Consider the following 11,238-nt stretch of genomic DNA (forward strand, 5'->3'; position numbering starts at 1 on the left):
GACGCTTCCAGGGGTAGCGGGCCCCTGTCCCAGCGACGACTGCCCAAAAGTGTAAATTTTCGGGCTTGTCAATCCAGTCAAGCAGCCTCGCGGGTGGGCTGGGCGATCATCCCCTCGGGGAGGCGGGAGAGCGCCTCGGCCAGGGGGGAGGTTGGCGGGCGCGGGGAGGGCGGTGGCATGTGGCCGGCGCGTCCCTTAAATTGGCCGGGATGAAGTTGCCCGGGCTGTTCCGCAAAGAGCGCACCACCATCCAGGCCGCGGACGCGCAGGACCACGCGGAGCGGTTGCTCGCCGAGTCCCTGCGCGTGCTCGGCCAGGTGTGCGCCAAGGTCGCGGACGCCATCGAGTCCCAGCGGCTGGCCCGCCAGGGTTATTCGCACAACACCTACCTGAGGCGGACGGACGGCGAGGCAGGGGACGGCGGCGCGAAGAAGGAGTAGGCCTTCCTTCCGTGCCGCCTCCCACCGACGCACCCGAGCCGTGCCTCGCCCACTCGCCCACGTGGCGTGACTCGGGCATCCGCATGCCCATGCCCGCGCTCTCCGACACGGAGGGTCCGCGCCTGCCCGAGGGGCTTCCCCCGGTGGTGGACGCGCACGTGCACGTCTTCCCGGACCGCGTCTTCGAGGCGGTGTGGCGCTGGTTCGACGAGTACGGCTGGCCCATCCGCTACAAGCTGCACACGCCCCAGGTGGTGTCCTTCCTCCTGTCGCGAGGGGTGAGCCGGGTGGTGGCGCTCCACTATGCCCACCGGCCGGGCATGGCCCGCGCCCTCAACGCGTACGTGGCGGAGGTGGCCCGCGCCGAGCCCCGCGTGCTGGGGCTGGCCACCGTGCTGCCCGGCGAGGAGGGGGCCGTGTCGATTCTCGAGGAGGCCTTCGCCCTCGGGCTGCGGGGGGTGAAGCTGCACTGCCATGTGCAGTGCTTCGCCCCGGACGCGCCCGAGCTCCAGGACATCTACGCCGCGTGCGCCCGGGCGGGGCGACCGCTCGTCATGCATGCCGGCCGGGAGCCCTCGAGCCCGAACTACAAATGCGACACGTATGCCCTCTGCGGCGCCGAGCGCGTGGAGCGCGTGCTGAAGGACTTCCCCACGCTGAAGCTGTGCATCCCCCACCTGGGGGCGGACGAGTTCGACGCCTACGCGCGCCTGCTCGAGCGACACGACAACCTCTGGCTGGACACCACCATGGCGGTGGCCGGCTACTTCCCCGTCCCCCCGCCCCGCGAGGCGCTGCAGGTGCGGCCCGAGCGCATCCTCTACGGGACGGACTTTCCCAACATCCCCTACGCGTGGGACCGCGAGCTCAAGGCGCTGCTCGGCATGAAGCTGCGTGACGAGGTCCTGGCGGGCATCCTGGGTCAGAACGCACTCCGGCTGTATGGGGAATGAGGAGGGGAAGCCGTGGCCGGCGGGGCGCGGAGCAAGTGCGGCGTGCGCGAGTCGTTGGCTGGTGAAAAGTGGCGGAGCCCCTTCCGGAATGGAATGGGAGTTCCCATCTTCCCCCCCATAGAATTTCGCGGTCTGAAGAGCCGCTGATCCCCTGAGGCCCTGCCATGTCCCACATCCTGGTCGTCGATGACGACGCGAGTCACCGCACGCTCATCTGCGATGCCCTCGAGGAGATGGGCTACCGAACGGTTCAAGCGGCCAATGGTCGCGAGGCGCTCGACCTGCTGGAGGGCGACATGCCCTCCGCCGTGCTGCTGGACCTTCGGATGCCCGTGATGAGCGGCTGGGGTTTGCTGGACGCGCTGAAGAAGATGCCTCGCGCGCGCGGCCTGCCCATCATCATCATCTCCGGCTACGGCTTCGAGTGGGAGGCGGAGCTGGTAGGCGCCGCCGGCTACATCTCCAAGCCCGTTGATTTGGACAAGGTGCGGATGACGGTGCAGCAGATCGCCGGCCCGCCGGAGATGGCGTTCGTCCACTGACGTGCGGCAGCCCATCCCCCCATCGTCCGATGGGGGCTGTACCAGGGTGCCGGGCTCGGGTCTGATGGCGGGCACTTCATGTCGCCCCCCTCTTCCGATGAATTGGCCGTCGACGCACGCGGGCTCGTCAAGCGCTTCGGCGGCTTCACCGCGCTCAATGGCCTGGACCTCCAGATTCCCCGTGGCGCCTTCTACGCGTACCTGGGGCCCAACGGGGCCGGCAAGTCCACCAGCATTGCCCTGCTGACGGGCGTGTATGGCCCGGACGCGGGCACCATCCGCATGCTGGGCGTGGACGCGGTGGCGAAGCCGCTGGAGGTGAAGCGGCGCGTGGGCGTGGTGCCGGAGGAGCTGAGCCTCTTCGAGCGGCTCACCGGCCGGCAGTACCTCACCTTCTGCGCGCGCATGTACGGGCTGGACGGCGACGAGGCCGCCGCGCGCGCCACGGAGCTCCTGGAGCTGACGGAGCTGACGTACAAGGCCGGCGCGCTGGTGGCGGAGTACTCCAAGGGCATGCGGCGGCGGCTGGCCATCGCCGCGGCGCTCATCCACGCACCGGAGCTGGTGCTGCTGGACGAGCCCTTCGAGGGCATCGACGTGCTGGCGGCGGGTGTCATCCGCGAGCTGTTGCGCGAGCTGAGCCGGCGCGGGGTGACGCTGCTCCTGACGACGCACGTGTTGGAAATCGCGGAGCGGCTGGCCACGCACGCGGGCATCCTGCGCGGCGGGCAGATGCTGGACCAGGGGCCGGTGGGGTCTCTGCTGCAGCGGTACGACTGTCCCTCGCTGGAGGCGGTGTTCGAGAAGCTCATCGCCGTGCCGTCCTCGCGCAACGCGCGCCTGTCCTTCTACGGGGAAGCGGTGCCGGAGCCCGCGCCGGCGCCCGTGCCGCGCCGGGAGTCCGCATGAGCCGCCCGGCCATGCCCGGCTTCCTGCGGCACCTGTGGCTGTTGTGGGGGCTGCGCTTCGACATCGGGCTCAACCGGGGGCCGGGGAAGAGCCGGCTCATGGCGGTGGCCGTGTTCCTGGCGTCGAGCGCACCCGGCCTCTTCCTGGGTCTGTTCTTCTTCGCGCTGATGCGGCTGAAGCCCGTCGCGCACAGCGGCGTGTGGCCGTACTTCATCCTGAACCTGCTGTGCTTCGTCACCTTCTCGGTGTGGGTGACGTGGCCGTTGTTGTCGGCGGGCGTGGATGACCACTCGGAGCTGAGCCGGTACGCGGCGTTCCCCATTTCCCCGTACCGGCTGCTCATCGCCTCCACGGTGGCGAGCCTCTTCGAGCCGCGCGCGCTGGTGTTCTACGCGCCGCTCACCGGGGCGGCGCTGGGCTTCGCGTCGGTGCACCGGCTGAGGGCACCGTGGCTGGCGGTGGGGCTGTACGTGCTGTTCGCGCTGCTGTGCGCGGCGTGGAGCCGGGTGGCGCTGTACGCGGTCATCAACGTGCTGCGCGCGAAGCACAGCGCGCGAATCATGGGCGGGGGCATGGTGGCGTTCCTCGTCGCCGCGTCGTTCATCCCGCCCATCGACACCTCGTGGCTGACGGAGGTGGGCGAGGCGGGGGTGAGCGCGCTGGACATGACGCTCATCATCAACGCGGCGGTGGCGCTGGGGCAGGTGCCACCGGGCTTCTTCGGAGACGGGCTGGGGCAGCTCGCGCTGGGGCGCCTGCGCATCGCCCTGATGGAGGCGGGCGGGCTGTTCTTCTTCGCGGCGACGGGCATGGCGGTGGCGTACGCGCTGCTGATGCGCTTCCACCGGCAGGCGGGACGCGCGGGCGCGCGGGCGGCGGAGTCGGGGGACACCAATCCCTTCGCGCGGACGCGGACGCGGTTCTCCACGCTGGTGATGCGCGAGGCGCTGGACCTGTGGCGCAACCCGCGCGCGCGGCTGCTCGCGTCGGTGCCCTTCATCCTGGCGATTCTGCTGCAGCTGCTGTCCGGGCGGGACTTGTTCGTCTTCCTGCTGGGCCACTCCGCGGACGCGTGGCTGATGGGCAGCCTTTGCATCTACGGCGCGGTGGTGATTGCGTCGACCTTCTCGCAGAACACGTTCGGCTACGACGGGCAGGGCTTCGCCGTGTTCCTGGCGGCGCCCGTGGACCTGGCGGACGTGCTGCGGGCGAAGAACGGGGTGCAGGGCGCGGGAGCGCTCGGCATGGCGGTGCTGGTGGCGCTGTTCTACCGGGTGTACTTCGGCTTCGGGACGGCGGTGGACGTGCTGTGCGCCATGGCGGCGGTGGCGGCGGTGGTGCCGATGCTGCTGGCGGCGGGCAACTTCCTGTCGCTGCTCTTCCCGGTGAAGTTCCACGCGAGCCTGAAGCGGCGGGACAAGGTGCCGCTGACGGCGTCGATGCTCGGCATCTTCGCGGCCAGCGCCGGGTGCATGCCCTTCGGCTGGGCCCTGCGGCTGGCGGGGAAGGATGGGCCCACGTGGCAGACGGCGGCGATGATTGCGCTGTGCGCCGGGCTCAACGTGGCCCTGTACCGGGGCGTGCTGCCCCTGGCGCTGCGGCTCCTGGACCAGCGGCGGGAGCGGGTGCTGCACGCGGTGACGCGGGAGTAGCGGCTTCAACGATTGAGGCCGCGGCCCCGTGCTCTTGGGACCGCGGCCTCTCGAGTCAATCTGATGCGCGGTTCAGTAGGCGATGCCGTGCTTCGCGGCCTGCGCCTTCACGCCCTTCATCACGTTGGCGTCGAAGGTGTCCTCCTTCTCGGACACGTTCTTGGTGAGCCACGTGTCCCGGTCCGCGGCCAGCTTCGCGGCCTTCGCCTCCAGCACCTTCTTCTCCTCCGCGAGCTGCTTCACCTTCGCGGTCTGCGCCTCCTTGCTCAGGCCCTTCAGCTCCGCCGGCAGCTCTTCCCCCTTCACGCTCGCCAGGGCCGCCGGGGCCGCCACCAGGTCCACCGCGCCGCCCACCGCCTCCGGGGCGCTGCTCTCCATCGCGGCCGAGGCAGCCCCGGCGGAGGGCTTCGCAGCAGCGCGCGTCTTCTTCATGTAGCTGATGCGCTCCGCCGCGGCCTCGGGAGCCAGGCCCGCCATGGCATCGGCGCGGGCGCGGTTCGCGGCCTGCACCTCGGCGCGGCCGGTGTAGAGCGTCTTCGTCGCCAGCTCGGAGTTCACCTTCGCCAGCTCGGCGTCGAACGGCGTGGCGACGGCGACCATGCCGCCGGACTGGTCGATGCTGTCGAAGGTACCGTCCGTGAGCTTCGCCACGTGGCGCCAGGCCACCTCCGTCTCGCCGTCCGAGCCGCAGCGCACCGTGTTCACCACGATGTGCTTGTCCTTCGCGCGCTTCGCCCAGTGCTTGAAGTTCCAGTCGTCGTTGCGCTCGGCCGGGGGCGCGTCGCCCACGAGGAAGATGACCTTCATCACCTCGCGGTTCTGGCTCCAGGACAGCTTGGACACGGCCTCACCGAGACCGCGGCCCACGTGCTCCGGCGCGTCACCGCCGCCGCCCGCCTCGAACCGGCGCAGGTTGGCGAAGACGGTGTCCAGGTCGTCGCTCAGCTCGAAGCGCTTCGTCACGTAGTCGTCGCCCACGTCGCGGTACGCCACGAGGCCGACCTTGAGGTGCGGCGTCGGCCGGCCCTGCGCGATGCGGGAGGCGATGGAGTAGATCTTCCGCTTCGCCCCCTCCAGCAGCCCGCCCATGGAGCCGGTGGTGTCGAGCACGAAGACGACCTCGATTTCCGGACGAGCGCCCTGGACCTGATTCGGCGAGACCTGCGCCTGCGGCGCGGCGGGCTTCGTGGGCTCAACGGGCTTCGTGGCCTCGACCGGCTTCTTGGCGTCGGCGGGAGGGGCTTCGGCAAGGGCCGGAGCGGAAACCAGGGTGGTGGCAAGCGCGGCCGACAGCACGGCCCGCGACAGGGACTTGAGGTCCATGGCGTTCTCCAAGGGGGCGGAAACAGCGGTTTTCGGATGGGTCCTGCGCGCGCGTTCGAATCGTAAACGGACGACCCCGCCGGAAGTTCTACGCCCTGGGTTCGGTGGACCTGCGCGTGCTCGCGAGTGAATTCATCTGATAGAGCTGGCACTACAAGGTTGGAAGACTTCCTTCCACCTTGCTAGGTTCTACGGCCACCATGCGGCTCCCCCTTCTTCGCTGGTCTGTGCCTGTGCTCGTCCTGCTGTCCGCAGTGGCCATGGCAAGGGAGCGCGAACCCGCCGTGCGCAACATCTACGTCCCAGACGACCCCACCGCCACGGCGCACCGGGTGTACGTCGCCGGCGGTGTCGGAACCCTGCTCCGGTTCGAGCAGCCCTGCGACCCGACCCGGACGAAGATGATGGGCTGGGAGGGCCGCTTCGAGCCCTTGTTGGTGAGCGACAAGTCCGTCGTGCTGATGCCACTCCAGGACCTCACGCCCGAGGACCGATTCCTGTTGTTGGTAACCCTGAAGAACGGCCTGGAGCTGCCGTTCGTCGTGACCGCCGAGGAGGAGCGTTCCGACCAACAGGTGAACGTGTACCTGAGCGCTCAAAGCGTGGATGCGATGCGAGCGGCCCTGGCCGATGCGCGTGTGCGCGAACGGACCCTCAGCGACGAGAACCAGCGGCACAAGGCGGAGGAGACCTCCATCGACCACGCCCTTGCCGCGCTCCTGGTGAAAGGGGCCGTTCAGCAGACCCGATTCCGCCGGAGTCGAGCATGGCTGCTCAAGGGCGACGACGCGGACATCACGGTCCGCAGCTATTCCAACGTCGACAAGGCAGCGGTCGTCTTCGAGGTGACGAACCACCACGGAACGCAACCCTGGAGGCTCATGGAAGCCCGCGTGTCGGTTGCATCGACCGGCGAAGCCAGACCGTTTGCACTTCGAATGAGCGAGGAAGAGATTTCTCCGGGCACTTCGGGAGCAATCGCCATCGTCGCGGACGAGAGCGCCTTCAAGGCGAAGAGCGGCAGCGGGACGGAGAAACTCGTCATCGACATCTTCCGTTCCGACGGACTGCAACACGCCCAGGCCGTCCTGGAATGGAAGGTCCAGCGCGAGTAGATCCGCTGACCATGACTCGCATCCAAGTCCTGGCCCTCGGATCGCTCCTGCTGCACAGCGCGCTCCTGGGCTGCTCGACAGCCGGTGGAGTGTCCCTGCGTGCAGACGGAAGTCCCGGCCCTCAGGAATGCCCGGAAGAGACACTCAAGCTGATGCGCTATCTGCGCCTGGATATCGGCGAAGGCGCGGACGTGGAGTTGGACCTCAATCAGGCCGACACCAGTCCCATCACCCTCTACGACGGCCCCATCGAGAGTGAGCTGACCAGCCGTCTGGGACCTTTCGAGGCAGGCACACGACTCTATGGCCGGGTCTGGACGGGGGGCCCGCAGGTCATCATCCGGTACTCCGAGGCTCGACCTCCCAACGGCGAAATCACTCCCGTCTGCGCGGTGGCCCGGCTCGCGCGTGGCCAGATGAAGAAGCTGCCCGGCTCCAAGCCCGGAACCGCCATCGTCGAGTTCTCTAGCGCCGGAGTCTGGGTCGTCGACGCGTTCCGCTGAAGCCCCGCCCCACCCATGCGCGTCTTCCACTCGGACAGCTACGAGGTACCGCTGCCGCCCGGGCACCGCTTCCCCATGGAGAAGTACCGCCTCGTGCGCGAGGCCCTCGTGGGACGCGGCGTCCTCCACCCCGGCTCGCTCACCGAGTCTCGCCCCTGCAACCGCGAGGACCTGGAGCACGTCCACACGCCGCGCTACCTCGACGCCTTCTTCCAGGGAACCCTCACCGAGGCCGAGGTCCGCAGGCTCGGGTTCCCCTGGTCCCCCGGCCTCGTCGCACGCTCATGCGCCGCCGTGGGCGGCACGCTCGAGGCCGCTCGCGCCGCGCTCCGGGACGGCATCTCCGGCAACCTCGCCGGCGGCACCCACCACGGCTTCCCCGACCATGGGGAAGGCTTCTGTGTCTTCAACGACATCGCCGTGGCCATCCGCGCCCTCCAGGCGGGCGGCCTCATCCGCCGCGCCGTCGTCGTCGACCTCGACGTGCACCAGGGCAACGGCACCGCCGCCATCTTCGCGGGCGACGACTCCGTCTTCACCTTCTCCATGCACGGCGAGCACAACTTCCCCTTCCGCAAGCAGCCCTCCACCCGCGACGTGGGCCTGCCCGACGACACCGGGGATGCCGGCTACCTCGACGCGCTCGCCCTCCACCTCCCCGAGGTGCTGGACATCGCCGGCGCCGACCTCCTCTTCTTCCAGGCAGGCGTGGACCCGCTCGCCGAGGATGCACTCGGCCGGCTCTCCCTCACCCATGCCGGGCTGCGCGAAAGAGACCGCATCGTGCTGGAGGCCGCCCGTCGCCGGGGACTTCCCGCGGTGCTCACCCTCGGCGGCGGGTATGCGAAACCACTCTCCGCCACCATCGACGCGCATGTGGGCACGTACGAAGTAGCCCTCACGGTGTTTCGCTGAGCACGCCTGCTCTCGGGTCGCCTTGCTCGCGCGGCGCGACGGACGGATGCTGGGCCCTGATATGAAACCCACGAACCTGAAGTCAGCCCTCCGCTGGAGCCTTCTCATCCTGGGTAGCGCGCTGGCCGCGTCGTGCGGCGGCGACACGCCCTACTACAGCGTCCAGGTCGATGCTCCCGACACCGTCAGCATCACCCCCGGAGAGAACACCCCCGTGGAGCTGACGCTCACCCGCATCGCCGACAACCGCGGGAACATCCGCCTCTCCCTCGCCCAAGCCCCCGAGGGCATCACCCTCCTGCCCGAGGTCCTCCTCCCCGCCGAGGAGGAGAGCATCACCGCCACCCCGACGCTCGCGGTGGCCTCGAACACGACGACCACGGGCCTCGTCCAGACGCTGCTCCTGGCGGAGGACCCCACCAACGAGTTCGCCGCGGGCGCCACCTTCTTCATCGTCGTGCTCCCCAAGCCCGCGCCCCAGCCGGACTTCTCCATTGCCGTGGAGCCCCGCCAGGTGAACCTCTACGCGGGCCAGAGCACCCAGGTCCCGGTGACGGTGACGCGGGCGGAGGGCTTCACCGGGAAGCTGACGCTGACGTTCGAGGCCGCCACGTCCCGCGTGAGGGTGGACCCGCTGACCATCGAAGCGGGCGAGACCACCCGGCAGCTCTACCTCTACACGGACCGCTCCACCACGCGGCTGCCGCTGGCCGCCACCCTCGTCGCCACCAGCGAGGACGGACGGAAGGCCACCACCGGCCTCACCCTCAACATCCGCTGACCCGCAAAGCCCCGCGGAGCGCGGCGTGTCTCCACGCGCGCTCCGCGAGTCCTCAGGCGAGGTCGAACAGCAGCGCCTCGATGGGCTCCTGTGCGGCGAGCACCACCCGCGCCTCCTCGGAGACGGCCACGCCGTCACCGGCCTTGACCTTCACTCCGTTCAGCGTGCCCGAGCCCCGCGCCAGCTGCACCCAGGCGTGCCGGCCCGGCGCCAGCGCGTACTCCGCCTGCTCGCCACGGCCCAGCAGCGTGCCGTGCAGCACCACGTCCTGGTGCACCGTCAGCGAACCCTCCCGCCCGTCCGGAGACGCCACCACCCGGAAGCGCCCCTGGCGCTCCCGCGCGTCGAACGCCTTCTGCTCGTAGCCCGGCTTCAGCCCCGCCTCGTTGGGCAGAATCCAGATCTGCAACAGGTGCAGCGGCTCCTCGGAGGGATTCATCTCGCTGTGCAGCACGCCCGTGCCCGCCGTCATCCGCTGCACCTCACCCGGCTTGATGATGGCGCGCGTCCCCATGCTGTCGCGGTGCTCCACCGCTCCGCCCAGCACGTAGGTGATGATTTCCATGTCCCGGTGCGGGTGCATGCCGAAGCCCCGCCGCCCCGCCACGGTGTCCTCGTTGATGACCCGCAGCGTGCGGAACCCCATGAAGTCGGGGTCGTGGTAGTCCGCGAAGGAGAACGTGTGGTGCGAGTCCAGCCAACCGTGGTTGGCATGGCCCCGCTCTTCACCGGAGCGAACGTAGATCATGGCCTGCCCCTCTTCCTTTCCTTGTTGCAACTGAGATGCGGCAGGAGTCGCCTGCGTTGCGGGGCGGCGGGACAGCAGCGCACCGCCCGCGAGGCCGGACGCGCCGGCCACCAGCCCCGCCGCCACCTGCCGCCGGCTGAGCGGGCGGCCCGGCGCGTTCCCGCTCACGCCGCCTTCTCGGTCGCGGGCACCGCCACCGCCTGCACGTCCACGGAGATGTCCACGCGCTCACCCACCAGCAGGCCGCCCGTCTCCAGCGCCTGGTTCCACATCAGCCCGAAGTCCTTCCGGTCGATGCTCGTCGACGCCTGGAAGGCGAGGCGCTCGTTGCCCCACGGGTCCTTCATCCGGCCCAGCAGCTCCACGTTCAGCACCACCTCGCGCGTCACGTCGCGAATCGTCAGGTCGCCCGTCACGCGGTAGTGGCCCTTGCCCGCCGCCTCCACGCGCTTGCTGCGGAAGATGAGCTTGGGGAAGGCCGCCACGTCGAAGAAGTCCGGCGAGCGCAGGTGGTTGTCGCGCTGCTCCACGCCGGTGTCGAGGCTCGCCGCTTCAATCTTCACCTCCGCCGAGCCGCGCGTGAGGTCCTCCCCGTCCAGCACCACCTTGCCTTCGAAGCGGGTGAAGCGGCCGTGCACCTTCGCCACCACCATGTGGCGAACCATGAAGCCGAGGGTGGAGTGCGTCGTGTCGAGGTTCCAGGTCTGGATGGCCATGTTCGTCTCTCCTGTGTTCAGCGTGTCCTGCCCCTTCCTTGAGCAACCCCCGGGCCACAACCCAAACCACTGGAATCATTGGAGAGCCCCACGCAAACACGGAAGAATGCTCTCATATTGATACTCCCAGCCTCCCAATAGGAGAGTCCGCACCAGGAGCCGGGCGGCCGCGGGGGCGGGGCCGCCGCAAGACAGCGCTCCACGATGACGGCCGCGAGGGCTAGGTTGAGAGGTGCCATGAGCACCTCACCCGCCCGCCGACAGGCCGCGCACGCTGCCCTCGCCCTGGATGACGAGGCGCTGCTGAAGGCCTGCGAGGTGGACTACTTCATCGCCTCCGGCCCCGGCGGACAGCACCGCAACACCACCGCCAGCGGCGTGCGCCTCACCCACCCGCCCACCGAGCTGTCCGTCAGCGCCACCGAGCGCCGCAGCCAGGTGCAGAACAAGGGCGTCGCCCTGGACCGCCTGCGCGAGGGCCTGCGCGCCCTCACCTTCGTCCCCAAGGTGCGCAGGGCCACCAAGCCCAGCGCCGGCTCCAAGCGGCGGAGGCTGGAGGGCAAGAAGCGCACGTCCGAGAAGAAGTCCCTGCGCAACACCAAGACGCTCTGGTGACCTGTTGCCGGGTCAACACCCGGCTG

13 protein-coding genes are annotated in these 11,238 nt (G+C 69.6%); 10 read left to right on the forward strand and 3 right to left on the reverse strand.

The annotated features are described in order from the left end of the window. The first annotated feature begins 209 nt into the window (after positions 1-209). The 5 genes from OV427_RS11805 (at position 210) to OV427_RS11825 (ending at position 4,496) form a co-directional block, all read left to right on the forward strand. Complete coding sequence (locus tag OV427_RS11805) at positions 210-440, forward strand: hypothetical protein (protein WP_267856180.1); 231 nt, start codon at positions 210-212, stop codon at positions 438-440. Between the two features lie 83 nt (positions 441-523). After that, the gene (locus OV427_RS11810; RefSeq protein ID WP_324290057.1) at positions 524-1,393 is read left to right on the forward strand and encodes an amidohydrolase family protein; all 870 of its coding nucleotides are present in this window, start codon (positions 524-526) and stop codon (positions 1,391-1,393) included. A 164-nt stretch (positions 1,394-1,557) separates the two neighbouring features. Further along, positions 1,558-1,935, forward strand: coding sequence for a response regulator (locus OV427_RS11815; protein WP_163996180.1), 378 nt, complete (start codon positions 1,558-1,560; stop codon positions 1,933-1,935). A gap of 78 nt (positions 1,936-2,013) precedes the next feature. Further along, positions 2,014-2,844, forward strand: coding sequence for an ABC transporter ATP-binding protein (locus OV427_RS11820; protein WP_267856182.1), 831 nt, complete (start codon positions 2,014-2,016; stop codon positions 2,842-2,844). Then, on the forward strand, positions 2,841-4,496 hold the full coding sequence (locus tag OV427_RS11825) for a hypothetical protein (protein WP_267856183.1): 1,656 nt from the start codon (positions 2,841-2,843) through the stop codon (positions 4,494-4,496). The genes OV427_RS11820 and OV427_RS11825 overlap by 4 nt, the downstream gene beginning before the upstream one ends. A 72-nt stretch (positions 4,497-4,568) precedes the next feature. Here OV427_RS11825 and OV427_RS11830 read toward each other — a convergent pair whose 3' ends face one another. Further along, positions 4,569-5,819 carry a vWA domain-containing protein gene (locus tag OV427_RS11830; RefSeq protein WP_267856184.1) on the reverse strand — a complete coding sequence of 417 codons (1,251 nt, stop codon included), beginning with the start codon at positions 5,817-5,819 and terminating at the stop codon, positions 4,569-4,571. Positions 5,820-6,019: 200 nt separating this feature from the next. Between OV427_RS11830 and OV427_RS11835 the strand changes: the two genes are divergently transcribed. From OV427_RS11835 to OV427_RS11850, 4 genes are all read left to right on the forward strand, one after another. Next, a complete protein-coding gene (locus OV427_RS11835) occupies positions 6,020-6,934 on the forward strand; it encodes a DUF2381 family protein (RefSeq protein ID WP_267856185.1) in 915 nt (304 codons plus the stop codon). 152 nt (positions 6,935-7,086) lie between these two features. Next, the gene (locus OV427_RS11840; RefSeq protein WP_324289953.1) at positions 7,087-7,437 is read left to right on the forward strand and encodes a hypothetical protein; all 351 of its coding nucleotides are present in this window, start codon (positions 7,087-7,089) and stop codon (positions 7,435-7,437) included. Positions 7,438-7,452: 15 nt separating this feature from the next. Then, positions 7,453-8,352 (forward strand): histone deacetylase, encoded by a 900-nt coding sequence (locus OV427_RS11845; RefSeq protein ID WP_267856187.1) that lies wholly within the window; start codon positions 7,453-7,455, stop codon positions 8,350-8,352. 61 nt (positions 8,353-8,413) lie between these two features. Further along, positions 8,414-9,133: a hypothetical protein gene (locus tag OV427_RS11850; RefSeq protein ID WP_267856188.1), complete on the forward strand. Its 720-nt coding sequence runs from the start codon at positions 8,414-8,416 to the stop codon at positions 9,131-9,133. 52 nt (positions 9,134-9,185) lie between these two features. Here OV427_RS11850 and OV427_RS11855 read toward each other — a convergent pair whose 3' ends face one another. Both OV427_RS11855 and OV427_RS11860 read right to left on the reverse strand, forming a co-directional pair. Then, on the reverse strand, positions 9,186-9,881 hold the full coding sequence (locus tag OV427_RS11855) for a pirin family protein (RefSeq protein ID WP_267863413.1): 696 nt from the start codon (positions 9,879-9,881) through the stop codon (positions 9,186-9,188). 164 nt (positions 9,882-10,045) lie between these two features. Then, complete coding sequence (locus OV427_RS11860; RefSeq protein ID WP_267856189.1) at positions 10,046-10,597, reverse strand: YceI family protein; 552 nt, start codon at positions 10,595-10,597, stop codon at positions 10,046-10,048. A gap of 237 nt (positions 10,598-10,834) precedes the next feature. On the opposite strand from OV427_RS11860, the gene OV427_RS11865 reads away from it, so the two are divergent. Beyond that, the gene (locus tag OV427_RS11865; RefSeq protein ID WP_267856190.1) at positions 10,835-11,212 is read left to right on the forward strand and encodes a peptide chain release factor family protein; all 378 of its coding nucleotides are present in this window, start codon (positions 10,835-10,837) and stop codon (positions 11,210-11,212) included. Positions 11,213-11,238 lie beyond the last annotated feature (26 nt).

This window comes from Pyxidicoccus sp. MSG2 (assembly GCF_026626705.1).
Lineage (GTDB): Bacteria > Myxococcota > Myxococcia > Myxococcales > Myxococcaceae > Myxococcus.

What these genes read in the sequence shown, in the direction of transcription:
- OV427_RS11805 (WP_267856180.1), top strand. Translation starts at nt 210, where the DNA reads ATGAAGTTGCCCGGGCTGTTCCGCAAAGAGCGCACCACCATCCAGGCC.
- OV427_RS11810 (WP_324290057.1), top strand. Translation starts at nt 524, where the DNA reads ATGCCCATGCCCGCGCTCTCCGACACGGAGGGTCCGCGCCTGCCCGAG.
- OV427_RS11815 (WP_163996180.1), top strand. Translation starts at nt 1,558, where the DNA reads ATGTCCCACATCCTGGTCGTCGATGACGACGCGAGTCACCGCACGCTC.
- OV427_RS11820 (WP_267856182.1), top strand. Translation starts at nt 2,014, where the DNA reads ATGTCGCCCCCCTCTTCCGATGAATTGGCCGTCGACGCACGCGGGCTC.
- OV427_RS11825 (WP_267856183.1), top strand. Translation starts at nt 2,841, where the DNA reads ATGAGCCGCCCGGCCATGCCCGGCTTCCTGCGGCACCTGTGGCTGTTG.
- OV427_RS11830 (WP_267856184.1), bottom strand. Translation starts at nt 5,819, where the DNA reads ATGGACCTCAAGTCCCTGTCGCGGGCCGTGCTGTCGGCCGCGCTTGCC.
- OV427_RS11835 (WP_267856185.1), top strand. Translation starts at nt 6,020, where the DNA reads ATGCGGCTCCCCCTTCTTCGCTGGTCTGTGCCTGTGCTCGTCCTGCTG.
- OV427_RS11840 (WP_324289953.1), top strand. Translation starts at nt 7,087, where the DNA reads ATGCGCTATCTGCGCCTGGATATCGGCGAAGGCGCGGACGTGGAGTTG.
- OV427_RS11845 (WP_267856187.1), top strand. Translation starts at nt 7,453, where the DNA reads ATGCGCGTCTTCCACTCGGACAGCTACGAGGTACCGCTGCCGCCCGGG.
- OV427_RS11850 (WP_267856188.1), top strand. Translation starts at nt 8,414, where the DNA reads ATGAAACCCACGAACCTGAAGTCAGCCCTCCGCTGGAGCCTTCTCATC.
- OV427_RS11855 (WP_267863413.1), bottom strand. Translation starts at nt 9,881, where the DNA reads ATGATCTACGTTCGCTCCGGTGAAGAGCGGGGCCATGCCAACCACGGT.
- OV427_RS11860 (WP_267856189.1), bottom strand. Translation starts at nt 10,597, where the DNA reads ATGGCCATCCAGACCTGGAACCTCGACACGACGCACTCCACCCTCGGC.
- OV427_RS11865 (WP_267856190.1), top strand. Translation starts at nt 10,835, where the DNA reads ATGAGCACCTCACCCGCCCGCCGACAGGCCGCGCACGCTGCCCTCGCC.